The following is a 24,463-nucleotide window of genomic DNA, read 5'->3' on the forward strand; positions in this document are numbered from 1 at the left end:
GACCCCCTGATTACAAATGTGGGGCCGACCTTTGAAATCGTTGAGCTGCGTTCCTCAATAGCCGCCCGTTCCCGGTTTTCCAATGGAACGCCATCGATTAAACTACCGACCGAGTGACGAACGCCAAGCAAGCGATTGAGGCAGAGGTGAAGCTACCCGCACCGAAATTCCTGAAACGAACAGCCACGGTGTTGGTGGCGGAAACTCTCACCGCCGTGATGCCGATGTTGCTTGCAAGAGATTCGTTCGGATTGAAGACGACATGATCGCCAACCTGCGCACCATTGACAGTGATCGTTGCCGTTCCTTCAGCACCGGCAGCAATGGTCGGGATGGTGATGCTGCCATCATAGCGGTATTGATTTGTGATCTTCGCGCCCGCCGGCTTCATCTTTGAATACGGAACTTTCCGATCCGGTGCGCCAGGATTCGAAACATCGGCCACATAAAAGAGATCGCCATCGGCAAGCGCGTCGATTTCGGTAAGGTCTTGAACTTTCGTCATCTCGTCGCTCCATTACGAAAGCTCGCTTCGAGCCGTTGCAAAATTTCTCTGTTCACTCGGCTATCGGCAACGAGGTCATTAAGCTTTGAGGTGATTTCCCGGATCGCCAAGTTAGTTGACTCTTGGCTCTGTTTCAGCGCGGTGAGTTGCACAGTCAATGCATCGATCTGGCTATCGCGCTTGATATTCGAATCTTCGAGAACTTTGATGCGTTCATCGAAACGGGTGTTTGATGTCCGCGTCTCAAGCTGCCGCTCCTTGTGCAGCTCTTCGTGACTGGTGCGCCAATTCTTCATATCGTCGTTATCACGGTTGAGGTTGACCCATGCCGTGACGCCAACGATAAGCGTCATCCCCAGCGTGATAAGCTGAAGAATCGTATTCAGATTCCATTTGAATGCGTCTGGCGATTTCTTCGGCAGTTGCATCTGAGCATCCTCCGCTGCCATCAGCCTTCTTTCTTCACCGCGCGAATAACCGTATTCCCGCCCATGTAGAGGCCGGCATAGGTCATGAAAATTGTGAGGAACGTCGGCATATCGAGGCCGATTTCGATCTGCACGGCGATCCCAAACGACCACAGAACAGCGTTGAGCAGCGGGCGAACCGCGACATACCACGCGATGCAGGCCAGCATCAGCCACATGCCCGCCGGCCGCCAAAGCCAGCCGAAAGACGTATCCTTGTTCATTTCTGCCAACATTAGGCGGTTCGCCTCTTTCTGCTGCTCGACTTCGGCAAGGATCAATTCCGGCGCAATCGGTTCAATCTTGGCGACCGCTTCATCGAGCTGCGCATCCGGCAGCGTCGGCAGCTCTTCCGGCTTGACGCCAGCCTGCGCCGCAATGGCGTCGATGACGCTGCCGCCGATCTCACCGGCAACACCGCCAATCTGCTTTTCGAGGATCGTTTTGACGGTCGACGCGCCGACGCGCACAGCCGCGCCGATCAAGATTGAGGCAAGTGCGCTCATACTGCCACCTCTTTATAGGCTTCCGCCCGGGCGCGCGCGGCGCGATGCTTGGCGATGAAATAGATCGTCACCACGATACCGACCACACAGACAGCGCCCAGCGCCCACAGTGTGGCCGCGTCCGTTGCGGCTGTCGGCTCGATGACGGGAGCGCCGCCGCTGGCCGCAGATGTTGACGCCGTGCCGGCCGCTGTCTTCGCCGCCGTGCTGGCCTGTTTCTTGGCCGCTTCGGCTTCCTTGTTTGCTGCAACTTTCACCGCCGCCTCAGAAACACCCATCGCGGCCAGCGCCATTGCGACGCCCTTGGCCTCGATGTCAGCGACCCGGCGGCCCCAGCCTTTTCCGAACTGCTTCCAGATCTCGAGCGACTGCATGAAAGACAAACGAGCACGGCAAATTCTCTTCACGGTCTCGGCGTGGTCATTGCTGCCGGCCGCCGCCTTCAGCCATTTGACGCCGCGAGAAACGCCGGAGTTCACCGCCGCATCATAGACGGCGAGATCGACGCCAGGGAATAAGTTTAATTTGACCGCCGTGGGATTCCAGTATTGCTCCCGGTAGATGATGAGAGCTTCCGACAGGGAGATATTGCGAACCGGTTTCTCTTTAAGCCCGCGCGCCTTCAGCCATGCGTGATAAACAGCTTCCGTGACGCCGTACATCGTCTTGCCGCCGGGATCGGCCTTGTGGTCGCTCCACCCGCCTTCCCATTTGGCAGTGATGTTGTGGCATATGGTGAAACGGTCGGACATCCGGCATCCCTCGATTTGATGCCGGGATATTCCGCGTTTCCCCTATTTGCCGCAAAGCACAGCAGCGATTCGACGGTTGACTCTACATCATATCCCGCGTTCTTTGCGCCAAACCATCGAGCGACAAACATATCGAGGCAAGCATGAGTGATGTAAAAAGTTTTTGGTCTTCCGAAACAGACGGGGACACCATCATTTTGAAAGGTGTTGACGCGAGTGGAGAAGCGGCCTCCATCTCCATACCCCTCGATCAATTCGAGCAGGCGCTTAAGGCATTGATGCGTTCCGCAAGCGCGGCGCAGGTTAAAAAATGGAGAGATAGAGCGTCGAAAGACGAGGCTGCTTCTTTTCCGGCCGCCCAAGTCACCGCGTTTCGTTTCGCGGCCGCGAAAGACCAAACATCAGCAATATTGCGAGTGGTATCCACCGTTGGTGCATTTGATTTCGTTTTTGAACGAGAAACCGCGCTACCTTTCACAGATAGCGCGGCAAAAATTGGAGCGATGCTTCGTTCACCAGATAAAATGAACTGAAGGCTTAAATGTAGTCAGTTCCGCCGGTGCGTCCATCGTCGTTGTCTGGATAAGAGGTGTCAACGAGTTCGCTTAGCGTGGTTGCCCACTCCACCTGCGATGGACCGACCTTTCGGAATACCACTGCTGATCCTTCGAAGCCGGCGGACCTTTCAGCGTGCTCTTTCGACGGCCTATAGACGAATGGAATAACGAATTGTTCGCTGTCGAGAACTCGTTCTGTTATTTCGAAGCCCGTTTTAGCATTGAACAACGCGTCCCATGACGTGTCCGAAAACCGCCAAAAATCCCAAGGCGCATCATGCATGCCCAAAGTCTGGTGAGTGTGAACGTATCCAATCCCACCGACTTTGAGAACCTTGTTCATTTCCGTTACGACGCGCCACGGCATGAGCAGGTGCTCAAAAACAGAAACCGAATAGACGAAATCGAAAGTTTCCGGCGCGAAATATTTCGATAGATCGTGCGCGTCTCCGACAACATCAACGTTGTCGCCAGCCATGACATCAAAGACTGTCACCTCTGAATTGGGAAACGATTTGCTGCGATCCAGCTTACTTCGCGCACGCCCCCCGATATCCAGAACTTTCGCGCCAGGCGTGGCAGATACTGTTTCGACAAACCTCCGGCTCATATCAACTGTTTGATATCGTTGCGTGCGATCCTTGGCCAGATCGCCAAGGTTTACCCGAATGCTCTTCCCTTTTTTGCTGATGAATTCGATTTCAGCAGCTTGCGGGAAGGTGGTGTCGCCGCGAAAGGCGTGAAGCCAGAAGCCCTTATTCTCGCCAAGTGTCGCCGAGACACCGCCGTGAGGCTGCTGCACGTCTGACAGTGATTTAAGATCACCTGCATTGTGAAGGATCACCGATTTAAGGGCATCATCGGGATGATGAAACCATCCCGAGATATAAAGTGCGTGGTGAAATTTCGCGACAGTATCTGCCACGAACTCGTATCCGTCGATATACATTGCGCCCCCCGGCGTTTGGCATGGAATCGGGCGGCAGTATATCGGCTCAATTCCCGTGCGCTAGGGAGCGTTTTGGATATTGTCGGGCGTGATCGTGTTTACACCGACCTTAACGATGGCCTTTGCGCAATTGTTCGCGCTGATGATGTTGTAATCGCTCGTCCCGGACTCTTCGATGGAGTTTGCAGGCACCGGGGTGGAGAGGAACCTGTTTCCATTGATGATCGAGCCAGCAACGCTTGAAAGTTGCAGGTCCCGGCCTGAGTTTGAGCCGTTTCCGGTAAGGGTATTGTTGCTGAACGTGTGCCGCGACCCAGACAAAACAGCGCCAAAATTCTTGCAGCCATTGATGAAATTCCCGGTCACAATTGCGCGGTCGGGACTGTTCAGGAACGTCAACCCATCGGCATTGCCGAGCGCGTTTGAGATTTCATTGCCCATGATGATGCAGTTGTCCGCATTGTTCACATGGACGCCGCCGTTTGCCGTTGATCCCACTTGCGTCGACACCAACCAGCAATAGTACATATCCTTGAACACGACTCCGAGAAGATCGCCGTTCAGGTGGCAACCATGGATATTGAATCCTTCATCCCACGCGCCGCCGGCACCGCCCTCAACATAGATACCGCCGAGGGTGTTGGAACCGGTTTTGACCCCGGAAACCTTACCATCACCGGCATTCAGTGTCCTCAAGCCGAATCCGTTCCCGAACAGGAACAGATCGGTGAGTAGAAAATTGGTGGCCTTCTCAAGCCTGATCGCCTCGCCAAAACCGCTGATATGCATATCGTTGATGTGGATCAGTTGGCATCGGGCATCCAGAACCCCCGGAGTTCCGCCGCCCTTCGTGCAAATGCCACGCAGCGCGCCGCCGCTTCCAGCTAGGCGGAAATTGGAGAATTCAATGCCTGACGTAAGTGCGGCCCCAGCCGAATTGTCTTGAATAAAGCCATCGATCGCCCCGTTGACGGTGACGAGAGAAGTTTCAGCCCCCATCCCCATGAACTTGATGATTTTGCCAGGGGGGACATCGACATCATCGGTCAGGCGAAAGTTCTTTCCCGGCGGCAGCAAAATGGTGGCCCGCTGTCCGTCACCAACAACCGCCAACGCCGCTTCGATTGCAGCACTGTCGTTGTCGACGCCGTTACCCTTTGCGCCGAACCACATCGGATTCAACCATCCTTCGGTGTTGACGCGCGCCCATGCCTTGGTGTTATCGGGCGTCGAGCGGACAATAAGGCCATTGGCCGTGTCTGCAGCTCCAACGGTCGCAACGTCGGCCCAATTGACCTTTTTAAACTGCCCTTCCCGACCTGCAGCAAGAAGATAGGCAGCAACCTTATTCGACGGATCAAGCGCTGCGAGGTCTGGGACGGTTGCCGGGAAAGTGTTTGGAACCGCGCTGAGCGCTGCATCGCGCGCAGCCTCTGCTTCACCTGTCAAAATAAGCGTCTCGTCTCTGGCTTCTTTTGCCTCCTCTGCATACCCTTGGGCCAGCCCGATATCTGCGGCAGTAAACACGCCGCCGTCTTCTCCATAAGGAGCCTTATGGGTGCGCTTATAGTCGCGTGAAACCTCTTGCAACTCTGCCTCAACGGTGTCGAGCGCGAGGTTTTGCTGCCAGATCGGCAGAGGGCCACCATTCGAAAAACGATTGGTTCGCCGAGGAGCGCGAGCGCCGACAACATCCACGCGACCAGTTATACCAAGCGCGAAGACCGCTTTGGCATCATTCGAAATGCCCTCGACATAAGTTGCTGAGACCGAGAAGTCCGACCGCTCTACGTCATCAACGAACACTTTGATGTCGCTGTTGTTGAAAACGGGAAAAATGGCCGGGAAATCTGTAGTCGGAACCACGGGATTATAAGTGGTGACACGATCATCTGGTGCGGTAATGGGCATATGCGAAACCACCAAAGCAAGATTGATTTAGTGGCAGATTGCCCATGTCGAAGGATTGCCCGCAAAGCACAGGCTATTGCGGCAGGCGCGGTCCGCGCTCTGGCAACGCATCGCCCGGTCCCCACCAGAAGGCTTGACCAAAATCCTTCTTCATCCGGCGCTCATAGCGAGCGAACGACGAACGGTAATCAGGATCAATCATCGACTGAATGTTGTCGAAGATGAGCCTGTCCGTCGCCAGCTTGGAGTACCAGAGCGACGAGCCGGGAGTCCAAGCTTTCATGTGCTGGGCAAGGGTCTTGCCGCTCACCTCTTTGTTGCCCGCCAAGGTCTGCGCGAGATCGCCAGTCGCGCCGATCAGCGCGCCGGGGCCGGGACCGGCGACAAGCTGGGTAATCCCCTCGCCGCCGCGCGTTGCCGACGAATAGACGAAATCACCCATCATACCGAGGCCACCGCCGCGCATTGCGGCCTCAAGCCAGAACTGCCCCGTCCCCATATCGTTCGGATCACGGCCGGCGATGACAGACTGCGCCTGAACGAGCGCCGCCCCGCCCAGCGTCGTCAGCAGGAAGAGCTGCGTTGTGCGATAGGCGCGGTTCGACATGTCGCCCTGTGTCATGGCGCGCATCAGGTGCGTCATCATGAACGTCATCGGGAAGGATTTGAACTGAGTGGCGGAACGCACCGCTTCGCCCATGATCGTGCCGCGCTGCAATCCGCCGGCCATCGCGCCGCGAATGCGGGAGTCCGGTTCGACAACAGCGAAATGTCGCTCGTCGATGACAGCCGACATCAACCGGTCAGCGAGGCGTTCATCCTCGACGCCGTTTACATCGAAATAGCGGGAGCCTTCCGCCTCAAGCTGGGGCGCAGCACGCAGCTTGTCCCAATCATCCGGCGTGAACCCGTATCGATCAAGGAATCCGCGAAACATGGGATCGAGATCGCCGTGCTTCATATCCGCCTGCCGCGCGATCATCCCCATGAACTCCATCGAGAACGCGCGCTTCAGGCCTTCCGTCCACCCATTGATACCGGACAGGCGCATCACAGCATCCGCCGCACGGCCGGTAATCCCTTGCCCGATGATTTCGTCGTCGAAACGCTTGGTACCAATGGCAGTATCGAGAACCGTTGCTGCCGTGAGGTTCAACTGCTTCGCCAGTTCTTCCGCGCCCTCCCGGTTCGTCGTGAGGTCCCGCATCAGCCGAGACAGGACATTCGCCGCCGGGATCGCATTGTAATTCGACGCCAGCATCGTGGTGACGGAATCGCCGGGGAGCGCGGCAATGGCAGCGGAGCCGAGCCGTGAGGCGGTCTGAAGATTCCTGATGCCGCCGCCGATACCGGCAATGAGTTCAGACTGAGCCACGCCAAGCCGGCCAGACAGGGCGTCATAGGTCCGCTGCACGGCAGACGGCGAGTTCATGGTGATCGAGCGCTGCAACTTCTTGCCGATGGAGTTCGCCCGCACAGTGTCGTCATCACGGGCAGCGGCGAGCAGCTTATCGAAAGCCAGCTCGTACCGTGGACCCAGCACCTCGACGAAAGCGATTTCCTTACCCATGCCTTGGATGTGGCCCATCATCGTGTTGAACAGGCCACCATCGCCGACGCCGTATTTCTTCATCAGCCGCTTGTAGGTTTCTGGGTTTTCGAACCGGAACACGCGGAGCTGATTGGAGAAGCCGCCGGCACCACTGCCTTGCCCCTTGCCCAGCGTGATATCCTTGAACGCGTTCTGGATGATGCCCGGAACCGCGCCGCGCGGTGCTTCGCCCTGCCCCGCCTTGTCGATCACCTTCAGGTTTCCGGCCTCGTATTCCTTCCACAGATCATCAAGGAATGCCCGCTCGCCGCCCTTCTTGACCTGCTTCGCATCCCACATCTGCGGAAGCCGCCAGTCTTCGAGAACGGAGAGAGGCTTGCCGCCTTTCTTCACACGGTCGACGGCATATTTCGTGGCATCCGTGAAGCCCTTGGCCGCTGCCTTGGCATTGATGTCTCCGGTATCGATTCCATAAATCTCGTCAACCACGTTCCAGATCGTTTCTGTGTCCTGGCGAAGACCGGCCATTGTCGAGCGATATGGCTCGAATGCGCCGTCAACCAGCTTGAGCAGTCGTTTCGTGACGCCTTCAGCATGGGACTCGATGTTGATTGCATCGCCCATCTGTGAACCGCCCTCCCAGTTATCGCGCACCAGTGCCGACATGAGACCAGACGTTTTGCCCTTCGGGTGCCGTTCCATGCGCTGCAACACTTCGGCCTGTCGGATCGCCTGTTTGGCGGCCATCAGCCGGCGTTCCTGCGCCGCCTGCGCCATGACGCGCGCAGCTTCCAGCGCGCTGGCTGCTTCCGCCGATGCTGGCCCCATCTCTGGATAGAGCCGACCCTGAATGCCTTCGTGCAGCGCGATGGCATCATCGGCCTGCTTCTGCGTGATCTGTTTCGCTGCGACAAGCTTTGTCAGGCAGTTCGCAATGCTCATTCCGTTTTCTCCCGACCAATCGCGCAGGCCTCAATTTCGCGTGCCGCTGCGATCTCATCATCTGCTTCATCAAGAATATCGGCAAGGGACCGCTCCCCGAGGCCGTCGCCGAGATCGACCTTGATTTCTGGCTGATCCATGCGCAGGCGCTGGGCATCCATCACGGCCACCTCGTCGACCAGAGGATCGCCCGTCATCTTCTCGACAGCTTCCGGCGTCAGGCGTTCCTCTGCCACACGCATGAGATCGTTGCGGCCGACACGCTCAAGCGACGACTTCAGGATATCAGCGGAACCGAGCGGATCGCCGAACAGCCGTGGGCCGGTGTCGTTTTTCATCGCTTCGGTCGAATAATCGCGCAAGAACTCGGACAGCCGCGCGCGGCCCACAGGGCGCTTGAGGTCAGCATCGGAGAACATCGCCCGGGCGACGATTTTTGATAACTCGTCAGGCCCGCCGAACATTTCACCCTGATTGACCACATCACGAACGGCGCGGCCCTCGTCGCGGGCCTTCATGACCAGGCGAACGGCGTTAAGCAGATCATCGGTGATGTCCATGCCCGCAGGAATGTCGCCGCGAGCGACAGCATCTCGCATCATCGACCACGGCGCGGAACTGTCGGAGAGTGCACCGGCAATGCCTTTGATGTTGTTGTCGGTGTCTTCGAGCGCGCGAGACAGCATGGCAGGCTCACCATAGGCACGCCCCATGAGCGCGGCACTGATGCGGCGCTCGCCCTCCTGCGAAAGAAAGCCGTCCTTGTCGATGAGATTGCCCTGCTCGGCGCGCGGCAGTTTCTGCATGAACCCGCGCGTGAATGCCTGATTGCCGGCGGCCGTGATATCGGAGCCATCAAGCCGGGACAGCAGATCACCATCCAGCAGGCGGGCATCGGACAAAGCCTGTTCGGCAGCACCAAGGCGCATCGCGGTCGAACGATTGGCGGCGGTGACAAATCCAACGCGGTCTTCGAGATCGGTGACACGGCGGGCCACGAGAACCGGATTGCGGATGCCCTCGACATCGAAATTCTGCGACCTGAGGTAATTCAGGTAGTTTTCGGACGGAATCCCGCCCTGCTGATAAGCGCGCCGCAAGGCCAGCACGCGACCATTGCCGGACTCGACAAGCCCGTCAGGCCCGACAACGGGCGCACCGGTAGATGCATCAGACGAAAAGCCCAGCCGCTCAGGCTGAAGATTCGCGGCAATACCGGTGATCTGATCTTGCGACATCGCTCGCGACCGGTCACGGGGCTGAAGTTCCTGGGGGAAATCGGGATTGATCGACAGGTCATCACGGTTCGAGGTGATGAGAGAATCCGCATCGACAACCTCATAGCGGACGCCGACGCTGTTGCCGTCAGCATCATAGACGCGACCGGGCCGCGCGTTCGCCTGAACGAATGCCTCCGGCGGCAGCTCAACCGGCCTGCCCTGTATCATATCATCAAGCGATTTCGTCAGCGCTGCCTGATGCGCGGCGGCTCCCTGCACCGATTGTTCGAACCGACCGGACGGAACCGCAGCCTCACGAGTTACAATGTTTGCGGTGTCTTTTACATGCGAGGGCCAGCTACCAGTTTTGGCCCGCTGCCATGCCGCGGCAAGACCCTTGATCCCGCCGCCGAGGATAGCGCCACCAGCACCAGCCGCCGCAACTTCGCCCAGCGCATCGGACAACGAATAGTCCGGCTCGACCTGCTTTCGCCAGTCATAGTTCAGGCCCTGGATGACGCCTTCCGACGCCATGCCGATACCGCCCTCGATGAGAGCCGTTCGAAGCACACCAGACGCGGCACCAGCGCCGAACAGGACAGACACGGCATTGATGGGGTCTGTCATAGCCCCGACCATCGTTCCGGCAAATCCGCCGGCCGTCGATCCGAACCCCGTCGACCGCCGTTCCAACGTCTTGCCCGACGATATCGTCGCGGCACCACGGCGAACAGCTTCCTTGTCGATGAAATCACGATCTGGAAAGGTGAGCGCCGATTGCGGGTTCTGCTTCTTCCAAGCATCGAACATGCCGCGCGCCGATGCCTCAAGCCCTTCGTCGGGGGAGAAGTCAGCCGGACCAAGCATACCAGCTTTCGGAGTGATCCACGCCTGAAGCTGCTGGCCAGACTCCTTGTAGAACTGGCTCATGAAATCGCGCTGGATTTCATTCACGATCAGGTCGCGGGCGTTCGAGTTTTTCGCCTCATGCATCCCGGCATAATCCGATTTGAAGCGCTCGATAAAGCCGGGGTCCACACCCTCGAACGGATTCTGCGCAGCCAGTTGAAGGGCCGAACGCATCTGCTTTTCATCGGTCAGCATCGGCATCAGCGGTCCCTCAGATCAAGAACAAATGCGCTGCCATCCTGCTTCGTGGCATACATGGGAGCATCTGGCCTGCCGAACTCAACGATATAGCGCCCGTCTGCCACCGCCCGCAGACGGCCCTGATCACGGACGTCCCGCGCCCGCACGGCGCTGCCATTCTTGGCAATGACGCCGGACAGATCATCGTCAGTGAGCTGGGCCAGACGCTTGTCGAAATCATCTTGCGTCATGCCGTAGCGCGGGACGATCACGGAATAGCCGTTCATATCGGCCACGCCGCCCGTCACCTCATCGATGGCCTGCTGCATGCGGGTGTCGTTGAACTCGCCGGATGTGTCGCCTGCCTGATTGGAAAGGTCAGCGTACCGCGCCGTTGCAGATTCCAGCAGGAACTGACGCGAAACCTCTTGCCCTGCCGCGAAAGCCTGTATCGGCAGCTTTTCGTCGATGGCGAGGGAATTGTCGTCTGTCTTCTTCGGGGCGAGGTTCGGGTTTTCTTTCAGCAGCATCTGGCCGCGCAAGATACCTTCAGCCACCGCCGGGTTATCCCCGACCAATGCGCCGGCTGTCGCTGCCGCCCGACCTTGCCCCGACGAATACAGCTTCGAGAGCGTGGCCTTGTAGGTTTCAGGTCGCAGGTTCTGCTGCATCGAGCCGAGAAGCTGAACGGATTCGCCGGGTGTCGCCGTTTCGAAAACCCGCGTCATCTGCGCCAGCATTTCCGGCCGGAGTGCCGAGATGTTGCCAACCTCGCCACGCGCCTGCAGAACATCGACGCCCTTCTGCAACGACTGGAATGTGCCTGCCCATGTGTCGGGCTGGGTGAGGTTCAGTGCTGGCGGCGGCGGCGTGTAACCGCGGCTGGCCGCGTAACCGATAGGATCATTGGCAAGCGCCTTTGCCCGAGCCTCCTGCGATGCCTGAAGATCGGTCAGCAACTGCTGCTGCGCCACCGTGGCACCATCGGCAGCATCGGCGCGCAGCGAGGTCATCATGCTTTCGACATCGCCGGGGGCAAGGTTCTGGAAAGACGAAATTGCCGACTGGCTGGAAAAATAGTCCGCAACCTGGCGCTTGAAATCTGCATCATCGACGACGGCAAGCTGCCGCGTCAGGATGTTGAGATCAGACACCGCAGGCGTAAAACCCTTGTCGCTGCCGGACTTGATGTTGCCAAACAGCTCTTTGGCATCGCGGGTCATCTCGGCGCGATATTCCTTGACGACTTCCGGGTCGATGTAGGCGGTCTGTGTCCCGCCGCGCGTGCCGCTGTCCTCGATGTGCCAGTTTTCATTCGCCAGCGGGAATTTAAGGCCGAACTGCTCGGCGTTATCGTGCAGCCAGGACACAACCTCTTTCGGTGCGTTCTTCAAAGACTGTCCATCATAGGACAGATCAGCAGCGTTACCGTGATTGTGCTCGGACTTCCCGGGAGGTGCGACCCATTTTCGGGCTTCAGCTTCGGACCCATATTTTTTTAGCGCCTCATCCCAAAGCTGCTGCTGACGCTCCACCGATCGAGCGCCGGAATAGATGCCAAGGCGCTCGCGGACTTCCGGCGGCGCGGCCTGCAGGAGCCGGGACAGCTTGACCGCAAACAGATCATTCATGCCGCTGATGTGGGTGGCATCCTTGTCCGTGCGTCCCTGAAGGAATTGGCGGGCGGCGCTGACATCCTCCGTGGTGTAACGGATGTTTCCGCTGTTCGCACGTCCCATGACCTTTTTGTAATAGTCCGCTGATTCCTTTGGAATAACGCTGTCGTCGCGACCAGCGCGCAGCCACGCATCAGCGCGCGCCGCCCCGCCGTTATAAGCGATGAGAGCGGCTTCCTTGTCGCCGCCATAGCGATTCATCATCTTGTTGAAGTAGTGTGCGCCATACCGCTGGCTGACTTCCGGGTTTTTGAGATATGCCTGCTTTTCTTCATCGGTACCGTTGACCGGGAAGTTTGCATCGCGCAGCTCGGCTGCAATCTCGTTGCCGGTCTGAGGCATCACCTGCATCAGGCCCGCCGCGCCCTTTGGCGAGACAGCACCGGGATTGCCCGAGCTTTCAACGGACTGGATTGCGGCCAGCATTTCAGCGCCGCCGTTCGCCTGGGAGAACAGCGTTTCAGTAACGTTCAACTGCGCAGCATTATCAGACAGACCGAAAGAACGGAGCGTCTTCGCCGAATTGCGGGAACGATAAAGCTCGATTGCGCCCGCCATGTCGCCGCCGTTGGCAAGCTGGTTGGCAACGAAATCGACATCATCATTATCCAGGCCGACGCCTGTTTTTAGCCTCTCCTGAATGGTCTTGGACTGATCCTGATATGGCTTCAGGTTCGCTTTCACCTGCGCCGTGTAGCCGTTGATCCGCTCATTGGCGAGGCTGGCATACTGCCGGCGCTCGGAGGGCGTAAGCTGGATTTTCTCATCCGTAAGGATGTTGGTCGCAAGCTTCCGCGCTTCAGTAAGGCCACCGTTCTGCAATGTGCGATCGACAGCACCAAGCATCGCCTCCGAGGTATGGCGCGACTCCATGCGCTGAACAGCGATGTCAGCCTCTTTCCGTCCGACAGTGAAATCGGGGTTCTCGGCCAACTGATCCCAGAGGGTTTTCAACTGCTGCTGTTTCTGCTGGTATGCATCCGTACCCGTGCCGCCGGATCGGGCAAGAACAGAGAGGTCATCATCCAGCAACTGGATTTCAGCCTTGATGTTGCCCTCGAACTCTTTGAGGTCCGAAGTGCGCTTCTGTTCCGAGACGCCCATCGAAAAGCGCGGGCCTTCCGTATCGAGCATTGTCTGCACTGCGCCGCGGAACTGCTTCGGAACCGCACTCAGCGTCTGATCACGGAAGCCTTTCCAGCTCGTATTGAAGGTGTCGATGTTGCCTTTCGCCTCGTTCGAAAGAGCCGTACCGCGCGCCCGGATGTCTCCGGCCAATCGCGCCGCATAGCCCTGCCCCGCCGCAGCATTATATGCGCGACCGGTCGCAGAGAAATCGGAACGGCGATCAACCTGCAAATTCCCATCGGAATCGCGGTAGACGGCGTTCTGTCCCTGCTGCTCGGCCTCGACAATCGCCTGCTTTTCGAAGGCCGCGCCAGCGGTACCAAGAGCATCGGCAATCTGCTGGAAAGGGTTAGCGACTTCGGCAGCGCTGACGGATGACTGAGGGCCACGGGTGACCGAGCCACGCGGCTGAATTGTCGGAAGTTTTACCATCATCAGGCTCCGAAGAAGGAAGGAAGGGCTTTCATCGTGCCGCCCAGCAGCGACACCTTTGCCGCAGACTTGCGGAACTTCGCATCGGCCTCATCCTGATTGGCCTGCATCCGCTTGCTGCCCACATCAATGATCCTGTCGCGGTTGCTGGTGCGAACCTGATCCGCATTGACGGCCTGACCAGTCGGCGAGTTCGGATCAACGCCGGCAGACGCCCGGATCGATTTGATGTTCGCAAGCGTGCTGTTCAACTCGTCGCGATAACTGGCGTCGATCTGATCCGCCTGGATGCGCCCAACCTGCGCCGCGCGCTTGGACTGCGCAGCAGCATAGTTGCCCGCTTGATACTGGCCAACGGCACCAACGATGCCGGAAAGCCCCATGAAAATTGGTGCAGCAGCAGCCATTAGACCGTTATCCTTGTCGTCAATTCGATGAGTTTGAACTTGCCGGGAACCGTGGATTTGAACGGCACCACGGGGTCATAGGACCGTCCGGTCTCACGATAGGTATAAGTCATGTCGCGAGATGGAATCGGCAGAGACATATCCTCGCCACCGCGCCAGCTTCCGAAGATGCGTTCGCCTATCATGAACTCTTGGGTGTCGCGAACCGTCGCCAGAAGCTTTGAAACCTTGCGGCGCTGCTCACCTTGCCCGACCGGCTGGCCACCATCAAAATTCGTGAACAGCGGGACAAAATCCCAATCCCATTCGACGCCTATTGTGATCTGGGAATAATCCGCGAAACCCTGCAGCAGCCCTTCTGATCCAACTGTGGTTTTGCCGAGATAGAACCCGCCACCGAACACACTTACTTCCCTGCCGGCATATGGCAGGCCCACAAGCTGCGAGAGCGTGACCGGTGCGCCAGTCGATAGTTCGAGAAGCGATCCATCCGACAGGGCAAGAAAATCGCTGTCATTGTTCGGATCGAGCGTCATCGCACAATCGCAAAGCAGCGAGTAATCTACCTCTTCGCCGACGTTGAGAGGTTCGCCGCCGAAATCATAGGAGGTCATCATAACGACCTTTCCATATGACCCGCTGACGCTTTTTACGACGCCGCCTTCGGTCGCCCAGCGGAACCAGCCGATAGAATCGCGATCCGGGTTGAACTGCCCAACCACAATCGAGCCGTCATCGTTCACGCAATAAATCTGGCGGGACTGGAATTCCTTCGTTGCAGAGGTGGCCGCGATGGATTTGACGCCGGAGAAAAGCGGGCGATGGAAGCGATTGACCTCGTTTGCGATATACGGGCGCGCAGTCTGGCCGGTCGCCGAAATCGCATAAATCCCGGTCTGGCTTTTATCGACGAACAGCAACCCTTCCGTGACTTCGACAGGGCGGATATTCGCGATCTCACTCGAAAAGATCGGGCGAAACTCGACGCTTCCGGGCTGCAACGGCGTGCCGACAGACACCGGGATGTAGAAAATTCCCCGATCCGTGACGGCGAACTCGTCATATCCGCCGACGACATGGAACACCTGGCATTCCGCACCGACAAATTCGAGCATCGCATCAGACGATCCGGCCCCGATATAACCATCATGCGGGTTGCCGACGGCAGACCAGAAAACCGCGTTCTTCTTCTGCGGCCAGTTCGCGAAAATGAGGCGCTGGCGATCCTTGGAAACCGAGCGCGGCCATCCGCGATGGGGCGACATGAACTGTTCATCCCACTGAACGGTAGGAGAAGGACCGGACGCCGAAAAGGCGGATATTGTCGATGCCGCGGTCGGCCCAACCAGCTTCTCGCCGTTCTGCGGCGATGTGAGTTTGTTCGTGGCTACGACATAGACAATGTTGCCCGCCACACCGACAACTTCACCGGTTACGTTGGTCGTGTCAGTCTCAACGGCCTGCCCCACCGAGAAACCGGCCGAGCTGCCAACGGTGATCGCCCATGTGGAAGGCAGCTCTTCAAGCACCGTTCCAACAGCCTGCGTGCTGTTTATTATCGATGTCAGCCGCACCTGACGGCCAGCATACCGGAAGATCACGCCCACATGTGAGGCGCTGAGAATCGGTGCAGAGAAGAAAACGTTGACAGAGCCGGTTGAAGCGCTGGCCGTCATCGTGATCCCGAGCGTTCCATCGAAGCGATAAAACGGCATCCGGCTCGATCCATTGATACCAGTCGAAAAGGTGAATGGCTCAATCGTCCACGACGCGTTTGTGTCAGAAATGCGGATCACCTGCGGCTCGCCGCCCCAGGTCACAAAAACCTCGTTGTCGAACATTTCAAAAACAAGGTTTTCAAGATCGCTATATGCCCACGGCGCACTCAGATTGGTGACGAGCGTTCCGTCTTGCGTCCTGATGACGACGCCGCCGGCAACGAAAACCAGCGTGTAAGAGATATCGTCGAACGGCTTGAACTCGCCGTGCACGCCATCATTTTCAAACAGCATACGGCGTCCCGGCCGACGAACAAGCGCGCCGGTATGGGTAGAAACCATGTTCCGGGCGCGGCGGCTGGCGAAGCCGAGGATTTGCATGTCATCGCGGCGCACGGCATCGGGGTCGATCTCGCCGCCGGAGAAATCACGCTGCCTGATGATCTGTTCGTTGAGGCTCATACACGACGCCTCCGGCGCGCATCGGCGATCTTCGATTTATAGGTGTTGCGGGCTGGGTTCTGCTGATCGACACGGCTGCGTGTCTCATCCAGCAGCAATTCCGCCTTCGTCTCGACGTTCCGGGCTTCTGCGGGGTCTTCGTTCAGGCCTCGATAGCACCCGGCCTCAACGTAGAGCGTGAGGATTTCGGCCGCCATCGGGTGCCACTTCTCGGTTGTCACCTCTTTGATGACCGTGGCCGATATCTGGGAATCGAAATTGCAGGAGAGGATTTGGCCCTGAATTTCATAGTCCGTCAGATAGGCGGAACCGTAGAACACCTCTTTCACATGAAGGGTGTTGGCCGGGAGTCGGAAACCGTTCTTGGAGAAGCGCCGGGATTTATTGTCCGCATCTGGTGCGCGCACCAGCTCTTCGCTGATTTCTGCGAAGGGCCAGTTATGGCGGGCTGTCAGAAACCGCACGGCGCGCTCAAACGCACCATTCGCGATAATGTACTCATCCGAAGGATCGTTGAGCACATTCACGGTATTGTTGCCGGTGGCGCGCAGCGCGTCGTTGAGTATCGTCAGCTTGTCCATGAAGCGGAGAATGTCCGTTTCAGACAGGCCCGGCAAAGCACAGGCAGGACACAAAAAAACCGAGGGCATCATGCCCCCGGTTCCCCTCAGCCAGCCGGTCGCGATGGAATGACTACCAGCCTCAGCCCTTCGCCAACTCGGCGTTGACATATTCCTGCTTGTCATCGTCGCTCATGTCATTGAACGCGATGCCATCAGCTTCACGCATGCCGCCGACGACTTCCGCGCCCGTGGCATCATAGATCGCCCACCAGCCGCGGCCCTTGTTCTTGGCCTCGAAAGGTGCGGTGAAATTCGCAGGTTCGAAATCTTCCTGCTTGTCGGTCTTTTCTGCAGGCTTTTTCTGCTTTTCGCGCCATGCTTCAGCATGTTCGTCAGACCACGGCTTTTCGGAATATTCTTCCGGAAAATTGGCCACGGCCCCGCGCGCGTCGACTTCGTACATTTCCACCGGAGTCGTCGGATTTTCGATATGGAAAACGTTCTTGAACATCATTCTCTCCTAAATCGGAATGGACCCCGTTAAGGGTCCAGACCAGCGGCCAGCCAGGCGGCGAGCGTGATAGAGGGCGTGGTGCCGGCAGCGACAAGGTAAAGCTGAAGATACCGGAACACGTAGATTCCGCGCTGGTTCGTGACAGGCACGATGAAGCGCGAAGCGCTCTTGCGTGGCGACGGGACAGCATCGGATGCCGGAGCAATCGTCGGCACCAGACGACCGGCGGTTGCTGCTGCGAAATCCTGCGTGGCGAGAACTTCGACGTTGCCGTTACCGAAAGCGGCGTCGTTCGACCCGAGCAGATGAAGGCGGTAGGTTTCATCGGCAGACGAAAGATCGAGAGCCGAAATATCCAGAACCAGTTTGCCGATCCAGCGACCGACGCCTATATCGACCTGCGCCTGAATTCCGTTCACGTAGCCGGTGGCGGTGAGTGTCTGCGGGTTCGCGAACGCGGTTGCGACATCGAAAGGAACATCCCAATCCGGGACAACAGACGGAAGTGTGGACTGCGTTAGGGGCATTGCACCATCTCCTAAGAAAGTTACACCGTGGCCGGTTAGGCCACGATGGTTGTTGCAGTGATGGAGGTGAGGCGGCTGAACGCGCGCGGATGCTCGCGGACGATACCCCAATCCCACTTGATGTTTGCGACTTCGAACGGTGTGCCGACCTGGCGCTCGAAGTCACCCACGGAAAGCGGGGTCTGCTCGATGCCATAGAACTTGCCGTCGCCCATGGACAGGCAGTAGATCGATCCGGTGACTGCCGCGCCGCCCCCCTGACCGACTTCGTTCATCGGCAACAGATCGGGCGTATCGTCCGGCTCGTAACCGAAAAGGATCGGCAGACCCTTGTAACGCATGATGCGACGGCCGAATTCGTCGGGGGCATTGTCGTAAGCCAGCGACTGGCCGGTCAGGGTGGTGTTGCGCGCGGCGATGTCGAGGTACGGCATCAGGGAGCGCGGGAACAGCCAGTGTGTCGGCTTGTTGACGGACCAGTAAAGGATGTCGAGGTTCGCAAGCGACAGGGCCGCACCGCCGGAAGCCACGGAGTTGTGGAACAGGTTGATGTTTGCCTGGTTGCAGCGAACCTGCAGACCGTTCGGCTGCTTTGCGCCGGTAGCCGAATTGTCGCCCTTGATGATGATCTGGCTCGCATACTGCGAGAGGGCGATGTTCTTCAGCTCCATCTGCTTGTAGCGATGGTCGGGGCCGAGGCGATCCACGATAGCGCGGTCGACTTCGACGAACTCATCCATCGGGAACGTATCTTCTTCACGCAGGTTGAAAGAACCGGTGTCCTTGTTGCCCTGGGAGTTGAAGTTACGGAAGCCGACAGACGGCAGGCGGCCGATATCCATGAATTCCTTTTTGCCGTTGGTGGCGGGAAGGAACATGAAATGGGCGAGAAGGTCGGACGTGCGGGCCATGTTCTCAACGAACACGCGCTCGGCAGAGTTTTCCGGCAGCGTCTTGTAATACTCGGTGAGCGAGATCGGTGCCGTGATGGAAGGGGTGACCGCTGGAATGGGCATTAAAGGTATCTCCTGTGATTACCGAGACTTCTGGGCGTCGATTGCTGCCAATTTCTGCCGGAAGGTCATGTTCTCGTAGCCGTCAATTTTGGTTGGATCGCCTGTTCCATCGCGTCCGGCCCCCGGGTGACCGGGAACAGTTCTGTTGAGCTGCATGATGCGTTCGAATGCCTGAACCTGTTTCGCAGTAAGGATCATTGGCGCCAGAGCTGCAGCGGCCTCGCCGCCGAGGCGCGCGCCCAGCCATCCAGTGATAGCCTGCACCCGCTCCTTTGCCTTGCTGCCAAGGGCCTTGGCCTGTTCGCCGAGAGCCTCGTTGATCTGCTGGCTTTCCGCGTAATCCATCTGCACGCCGAGGGCGACGAGGCCCTCGAACTGTGCCTGGGTGAACCCCTGAGAATGGGCGAACTCGCGGGCAAAACCGATGCGGGGGTCATTTTCGTTGATCGGGCTTTCGCCTTCGGGCAGTTCAAGGCCCTCGATCTTGAACTCGGCCGGCAACGCTACTTTGTAACCGTCCTTGTTCTCGGGAACCGAAGCCACGCGGGAGTCCTGTTCGGACTTGAACGCGACCAGGGCGTTAAAATCTTCGGTCTTGAACCCTTTGTCGGTGTCCCAGAAAGATTCCGGAATGTAATCGGGACGGACAGGCTTTTCAGTCGCGGGCGGCTGGACCTCGGCGGAGGGTTTTACTACCTCCGGCGCGGCGGTTGTTGCTGCCGTTTCCGTTTTGACCTCTTGTGTCGTCTGCGTTTCGCTCATCGTTCCGTTCTGCCTCTGCCATCGCTATCAGATTGGCAGCGAATTTGCGGCGTTCGTTATGAGCGTGCAAAGCACAGGTATCAGTCGGCCCGATTTCCTCGACAACCGACTGTAAAGCGGAGAACAAAACGGAGCCTTCTGGCGTCCGGGCGATCTTCCACACAGCCGCTCTTAGATAGGGATCATCAGTCCTGAATTTCATTGCTGCGCTCCCGGTACGACGCCCGCTTCCTGTGCTACGCCGAGAACCGCGCCAAGCAGCTCTTGCGTTTGCGCCTCGCTCCGCAGAACGACAACCTCATCGTTGGCGAGCTTCTTAATGTTATCGATCGTCGCCCGTTCATCGACGGACGCGGCGGCAGTTTCAGGGAAGTTAGCCTTGACGATCCCCAGAACCTGCATGCCTGTCTGAAGCTTCTGATTATTTGCGGCTTGAGTGGCCGGATTGTTCGGAATCAGCGTGAGCGTCTGTTCACCGATCACCACATCCTGAATTTTGCCGTCCTGCTTCAGAAGCCATTCGAAGCGCCGATAGATTTCATATGGGCCTTCTCGCCAGAATTTTTTGCCGGCGGTACCGATCCGGCGCTGCGACTTCACCATTTCGTCGATCCACTGTGTCGCGGTCGGCGGGGTGTCGCCCTTCTGCTCGGGATAGTCGGCGAAATGCTTGCGGCGGATTCGGCGCTCTAAGTCCTGGGCGGTGTAGAATCCGAGATCGGCATCACCCTCGAAATAGAGTTTCGCAATGTCCCGGCCCGAGCCGGGGCGCATCGGATAAGCCTTACCTGCCTCGAGTCCGCCTTCAAAATCAGTCACCCCGTCATCGGGATAACCAATTGGAGGCGCGAGCGCGATATCGACACGATCCTGTGTCGCCGCGGTGATCACGTCGAGAACGCGATAATCCTGAAGCGCCTTGATCGACGGGCCAAAACCCCAGGCAAATTCGCTGTCGGGAGCAAATCGGGCGATGATGAGCGGCAGACAGCCCTCGCCTACCAATTTCTGTTCGTGAACCGCCTTTTTGTCGACTAGAATAACGTGCTGCCAAACCTCATCTTCCGGCTGCGACCAGTCGCGCCAGAATGCCCAAACCACCTCTATCCAGCATTTGCGCGTATTCTTGATCTTGGTCTGCACTTCCGCCGGGATATCGACATCAGGCAAGACGCTTTTCAGCCTCGATCCCAAGACCCAGCGGACGCGGAAGCGATCACCGACAGACCCATCGGCCTCAATGTTGAATTCCAGCTCCCGATATGGGACGTGCTGCACATTCGTTGGTCGGGTGTTGTAAGGCTTATCGATCCACCATGCGATTGTGCCAACAGAGGCGTGCGGATCGAGCGAAGTTCCAAGCTCGGATTCGAAATTCGAGGCGCGGATCGAGGCGAAAATTGAATCGTTCCGCTCTTTCGCATCCTTTTCGGCATCAGTGATAGCGGATTCCTCCACGTCATCGCTGATAGACGACTTGTCTATCGTCGCGGCGACCCAATCGGTGCCTTCGGGGAAAAATGCAGAAACAACCTCTGTCGCAAAATCTTCGGAAACTTCAGAGCCAATGCCGGTCGCAAGGTCTTCGTCCTCATCCTGGCGGCGTTTCGTGTGCCGGTTCGATGAATCGATATTGTAACTCAGGCGGGGGCGCGTGAAAAAAAGCGCTTCCTGAATATCCTTCCGGGCATCGGATTTCTGCGACCTCGCATCAGCCAGACGCGACAGTGCGTCTTCGGCAAAGGTTTTAGCCGGGAAACTGGAAACTGCTTTCGTGTCAGCCACGCCACACCTCAATCACTGTCTGTATGACCGGGCGATGGCCCCCATTAGACCGCTCTGACTGGAGGAGCCGCCCCCGATCGACGGAGTCATCCCCAATGACTGACGAGCACCAAACCGGCGGAGCGCAGCATCGGTGTCAGACGACAGACGCTGCTGAATCGTCGTGACCTTCTCCTGCGCCGCCGCTTCCTGCTGCCGCTTCAGTTCCGGGTCTTCGGGCGTTTTTACCTTCATCTCGTCCACCAATGATTTCACCACCGTTGGCAAGACATTGCCGGAACAAGGCATCTGGCCGCAAAGCACAAGACTTCAGGCCGATAATGTGGGCGACTGCCGGCACACACCACCAGCCGGATCGGAAATTGACTTCGTACTCTCGACCTATGGGACGCGCCATGCGAACGACAGTCCCAGCGTCCGCGTAATGGCCGAGGATGGCATCGGCTTCATGATCGCCCACCAGCATGATCCTGGCGCGGTCGAGATAGAAATCGTAAAACACCCACGAATAGGCGCGCTCGACGTAGCCGAAACAGGAGACGTGCTTGAACCGGCCCCGCGCCAGCCAGCGAATCCACCACTTATCGCTCTCTTCGGTGAAGACGACATACCAGTCTTTCGGCTCGCACTCGGAAAGGCGGATTCCGCCTGTTTGAAAATCAGAACCCACCGCGCCGCCTCGATTTTTTGTGAACCTTGATATCGACCGGGCCACGCCTGCCGCCTCGATCATTGCCTGTCACGACCCGGCCCTCGCCCGCGCCCAGCACCATGTACTGGCAGGCGTCGGCAATGTCGGAATATCGGTCTTTTTCCGGCGTGTCCTTGTGCCGCGACGTGCCTTTGATGCGGGCGAAGTGATAGCCGCCCGCCATCGCAACCTTGAGCGTCCGGCAGTTCACACCACAGACCAGCAAACGGGGCATACCGTTCACCATCGTGATCATCGGATACTCGACGGCCTCGATACGCGTCTGAATATGGTTGTTTTTGACCGGTGCGGGCCGGACTGGCATGCCGTGGTTGCGGAAAACGTCATATGCCGTGTTTTCGTCAGCCTGGGTGCCGTCCTGCCCCTTCGGATCACCCCAGAACTCTACAGAATAGCCGTATCCGGCCTTTTCGCGGCTCGAAACGTGCCAATCACCGAGCCTCCGGTCCAACAATTGCTTGACCAGAGGCGCGAAAATCGATGCGCCGGCGTCGCGCGCGGTCAATTCCGCGAAAATCCGCCACCGATTGTTGACGAGCTGTCCCACAACACACGCCGGATTGCGCCCGAAGTCCAAACCGACATAAACCGGCCACCCCGGCACCGGCTCCAACGGCGTTTTCGACACATGTGTGTCTTCGCTGAACTGCTGCCAGACCGCCTTACCATCGACATAGACCGTGATCTTGTTCAGCACGCGGCTGTCGATCCACTGTTTCGTCTTGCCCTTGATCTTTTCAGCGTAATATCCGGGTTTCAGCCACTTTGTGTTCTCGGCCAGTGGGTTCATCTTGTACCCGACCAGCGAACCCGACGCGTCCTTGATTTCCAGCATGGCCGGCGGCTGGACGTGATAACCCCAATTGTCCGGTTTCCGGTATGAAAGACGCTCTTCTTCCGTCCAATCGTCCGGCAGAGGAACCTCGCCCATCATCAGCGGGATGAAATGATCTTCGCGCGGGGCGTTCATGTCGGCAATCACGCCGTCCCATGTCGCGCCGCCGTCCTTCACTGCCGGATATCGGCCTGTTCGAGACTCGGCCTCGTCGAGAATGGCCTTTTCGATGAACTCCAGCTCGTTGAACCATATCCCGGTAAATTCGAAGGATCGTAGCTTGCGGATGTCGTCTTCGCTGTCGAGCGCCAGGAAGATCACCTCCATCTCGACATCATGCAGCCGGATGATGTGCTTGAATGGCCGGTCCCAATAGAACCGGCCGTAGATTTCCTCAGGGAACCAGTCGAGCCATGACTTTACCGTCGTGTTCTTCAGGTCAGGAAAGGTGTTGCGGCAGACCGCCCAGCGCGTTTTGCGGACGCCATCATGGTTCGGCTTCTGCTCACACGAAATCAACCACATCTTCATGATGCAGGCCGTTGACGTACCAGACCCGATAGACCCCCGGACAACCGAAACATGCTTCCGGCAGCGCAGGAAATCGCGCAGAACCTTGCCATCGGGCCGGTAAATCTTGCGGCCCTGCTCATCAAGCTCGATTGTCGGGAGTGTCGTCGGCCGATCCGGCTCGATGATTTGTAGCATATCGGTCAGCGCGCCCCCGCCGCCTTCAGCAATGCCTCACCGATCCGCACCACCAATTTCCAGAAAGCTTTCACCGCATCTCTCCATCGCTTGAGATGATGCAATGTCGCGCCGCCGGGAAATCGCGGCAAAGCACAGCTTGCGCGCCATCGCAGCCTGTGCATTCTGGAAAACATCAAAAGAATGGGGGATCAGATGAAAATTGTTCTGAAGCGCAACAACTTCATGCAAACTAAAAATGCCGTTATCCTTTCAGGGGCAAACATTGAATGCGTCGAAGCGGAAGATAACAACTTTTCCAATGTTGAACGCGCTATCGTCGTAAATGGTCAAAGAATCAGCATCCCCGATGATGTTGCTTCAGAAATCTCTACGGCCTTGGTTGAAGCTTCGGAGTCCGGGTCTTCGAGAGAAGACACCGTTGAGAAACTCTCAGGCCTCGCCACGACTAAAGCGTTTCTATCGAACCACGGCTTCAACGCCGCCAACCTCGCTGTCGGTGTTGGCCAATTACTTCTTGCTCTGAAATCCTGACGGATCAAACCGCCAACTCACCTCTGCCACACGGTCATCATTGAATTTCGCAGTGGCGACCCCGGTGACTTCCGGCACATCCGGGACAAGCGGACCGGACACATCGACGATGATGTGATGCTCCGAAACCTCTTTCGCTCCTGATACAATCGTTCCCTCCGGCATCGCTGTCAGGAAGTGGGCCACGAAACCCTTGTCTATCCTCATCACCGACTTGCCCATCGCGTTTCTCCA

22 protein-coding genes are annotated in these 24,463 nt (G+C 57.9%); 2 read left to right on the forward strand and 20 right to left on the reverse strand.

All coding sequences use genetic code 11. The annotated features are described in order from the left end of the window. Positions 1-97 precede the first annotated feature (97 nt). Genes WDZ78_RS22820 through WDZ78_RS22835 form a run of 4 tightly spaced genes read right to left on the reverse strand, consistent with a single transcriptional unit; the run spans position 98 to position 2,230 of the window. Positions 98-505 carry a hypothetical protein gene (locus tag WDZ78_RS22820; RefSeq protein ID WP_425674322.1) on the reverse strand — a complete coding sequence of 136 codons (408 nt, stop codon included), beginning with the start codon at positions 503-505 and terminating at the stop codon, positions 98-100. Further along, on the reverse strand, positions 502-933 hold the full coding sequence (locus WDZ78_RS22825; RefSeq protein WP_425674323.1) for a hypothetical protein: 432 nt from the start codon (positions 931-933) through the stop codon (positions 502-504). Before WDZ78_RS22825 ends, WDZ78_RS22820 begins: the two co-directional genes overlap by 4 nt. A gap of 20 nt (positions 934-953) precedes the next feature. Further along, on the reverse strand, positions 954-1,478 hold the full coding sequence (locus WDZ78_RS22830) for a 3TM-type holin (protein ID WP_425674324.1): 525 nt from the start codon (positions 1,476-1,478) through the stop codon (positions 954-956). Next, positions 1,475-2,230, reverse strand: a complete 756-nt coding sequence (locus WDZ78_RS22835) for a glycoside hydrolase family 108 protein (protein ID WP_425674325.1) — start codon at positions 2,228-2,230, stop codon at positions 1,475-1,477. The genes WDZ78_RS22830 and WDZ78_RS22835 overlap by 4 nt, the downstream gene beginning before the upstream one ends. 143 nt (positions 2,231-2,373) lie before the next feature. On the opposite strand from WDZ78_RS22835, the gene WDZ78_RS22840 reads away from it, so the two are divergent. Beyond that, a complete protein-coding gene (locus tag WDZ78_RS22840) occupies positions 2,374-2,763 on the forward strand; it encodes a hypothetical protein (protein WP_425674326.1) in 390 nt (129 codons plus the stop codon). A 4-nt stretch (positions 2,764-2,767) separates the two neighbouring features. On the opposite strand, the gene WDZ78_RS22845 is transcribed toward WDZ78_RS22840, so the two are convergent. The 15 genes from WDZ78_RS22845 to WDZ78_RS22915 form a co-directional block, all read right to left on the reverse strand. Next, a complete protein-coding gene (locus WDZ78_RS22845) occupies positions 2,768-3,736 on the reverse strand; it encodes a class I SAM-dependent methyltransferase (protein WP_425674327.1) in 969 nt (322 codons plus the stop codon). A 60-nt stretch (positions 3,737-3,796) separates the two neighbouring features. Further along, a complete protein-coding gene (locus WDZ78_RS22850) occupies positions 3,797-5,647 on the reverse strand; it encodes a NosD domain-containing protein (protein WP_425674328.1) in 1,851 nt (616 codons plus the stop codon). A 73-nt stretch (positions 5,648-5,720) separates the two neighbouring features. After that, positions 5,721-8,141: a hypothetical protein gene (locus WDZ78_RS22855; RefSeq protein ID WP_425674330.1), complete on the reverse strand. Its 2,421-nt coding sequence runs from the start codon at positions 8,139-8,141 to the stop codon at positions 5,721-5,723. Further along, a complete protein-coding gene (locus tag WDZ78_RS22860; RefSeq protein WP_425674331.1) occupies positions 8,138-10,471 on the reverse strand; it encodes a hypothetical protein in 2,334 nt (777 codons plus the stop codon). Before WDZ78_RS22860 ends, WDZ78_RS22855 begins: the two co-directional genes overlap by 4 nt. Next, the gene (locus WDZ78_RS22865) at positions 10,471-13,689 is read right to left on the reverse strand and encodes a transglycosylase SLT domain-containing protein (protein WP_425674332.1); all 3,219 of its coding nucleotides are present in this window, start codon (positions 13,687-13,689) and stop codon (positions 10,471-10,473) included. The genes WDZ78_RS22860 and WDZ78_RS22865 overlap by 1 nt, the downstream gene beginning before the upstream one ends. Beyond that, on the reverse strand, positions 13,689-14,093 hold the full coding sequence (locus WDZ78_RS22870; RefSeq protein ID WP_425674333.1) for a hypothetical protein: 405 nt from the start codon (positions 14,091-14,093) through the stop codon (positions 13,689-13,691). Before WDZ78_RS22870 ends, WDZ78_RS22865 begins: the two co-directional genes overlap by 1 nt. After that, complete coding sequence (locus WDZ78_RS22875) at positions 14,093-16,207, reverse strand: hypothetical protein (protein WP_425674334.1); 2,115 nt, start codon at positions 16,205-16,207, stop codon at positions 14,093-14,095. Before WDZ78_RS22875 ends, WDZ78_RS22870 begins: the two co-directional genes overlap by 1 nt. Positions 16,208-16,269: 62 nt before the next feature. Beyond that, positions 16,270-16,854, reverse strand: a complete 585-nt coding sequence (locus WDZ78_RS22880) for a hypothetical protein (RefSeq protein ID WP_425674336.1) — start codon at positions 16,852-16,854, stop codon at positions 16,270-16,272. Positions 16,855-16,975: 121 nt separating this feature from the next. Further along, positions 16,976-17,347 carry a hypothetical protein gene (locus tag WDZ78_RS22885; RefSeq protein ID WP_425674337.1) on the reverse strand — a complete coding sequence of 124 codons (372 nt, stop codon included), beginning with the start codon at positions 17,345-17,347 and terminating at the stop codon, positions 16,976-16,978. A gap of 29 nt (positions 17,348-17,376) precedes the next feature. Further along, complete coding sequence (locus tag WDZ78_RS22890; RefSeq protein WP_425674338.1) at positions 17,377-17,877, reverse strand: hypothetical protein; 501 nt, start codon at positions 17,875-17,877, stop codon at positions 17,377-17,379. Between the two features lie 35 nt (positions 17,878-17,912). Next, complete coding sequence (locus WDZ78_RS22895; protein ID WP_425674339.1) at positions 17,913-18,893, reverse strand: major capsid protein; 981 nt, start codon at positions 18,891-18,893, stop codon at positions 17,913-17,915. A gap of 18 nt (positions 18,894-18,911) precedes the next feature. After that, a complete protein-coding gene (locus WDZ78_RS22900; RefSeq protein ID WP_425674340.1) occupies positions 18,912-19,655 on the reverse strand; it encodes a hypothetical protein in 744 nt (247 codons plus the stop codon). Positions 19,656-19,853: 198 nt separating this feature from the next. Next, the gene (locus WDZ78_RS22905) at positions 19,854-21,440 is read right to left on the reverse strand and encodes a portal protein (RefSeq protein ID WP_425674341.1); all 1,587 of its coding nucleotides are present in this window, start codon (positions 21,438-21,440) and stop codon (positions 19,854-19,856) included. A 136-nt stretch (positions 21,441-21,576) separates the two neighbouring features. Then, positions 21,577-22,110, reverse strand: coding sequence for a hypothetical protein (locus WDZ78_RS22910; protein WP_425674342.1), 534 nt, complete (start codon positions 22,108-22,110; stop codon positions 21,577-21,579). After that, complete coding sequence (locus tag WDZ78_RS22915; protein ID WP_425674343.1) at positions 22,100-23,314, reverse strand: hypothetical protein; 1,215 nt, start codon at positions 23,312-23,314, stop codon at positions 22,100-22,102. Before WDZ78_RS22915 ends, WDZ78_RS22910 begins: the two co-directional genes overlap by 11 nt. A 576-nt stretch (positions 23,315-23,890) precedes the next feature. On the opposite strand from WDZ78_RS22915, the gene WDZ78_RS22920 reads away from it, so the two are divergent. Further along, positions 23,891-24,229 (forward strand): hypothetical protein, encoded by a 339-nt coding sequence (locus tag WDZ78_RS22920; RefSeq protein WP_425674344.1) that lies wholly within the window; start codon positions 23,891-23,893, stop codon positions 24,227-24,229. On the opposite strand, the gene WDZ78_RS22925 is transcribed toward WDZ78_RS22920, so the two are convergent. Beyond that, positions 24,206-24,451 carry a hypothetical protein gene (locus WDZ78_RS22925; protein WP_425674346.1) on the reverse strand — a complete coding sequence of 82 codons (246 nt, stop codon included), beginning with the start codon at positions 24,449-24,451 and terminating at the stop codon, positions 24,206-24,208. The genes WDZ78_RS22920 and WDZ78_RS22925 overlap by 24 nt on opposite strands. Between the last annotated feature and the right edge of the window lie 12 nt (positions 24,452-24,463).

This window comes from Agrobacterium sp. M50-1, from assembly GCF_049843495.1.
In the GTDB taxonomy this organism is placed as follows: domain Bacteria; phylum Pseudomonadota; class Alphaproteobacteria; order Rhizobiales; family Rhizobiaceae; genus Agrobacterium; species Agrobacterium radiobacter.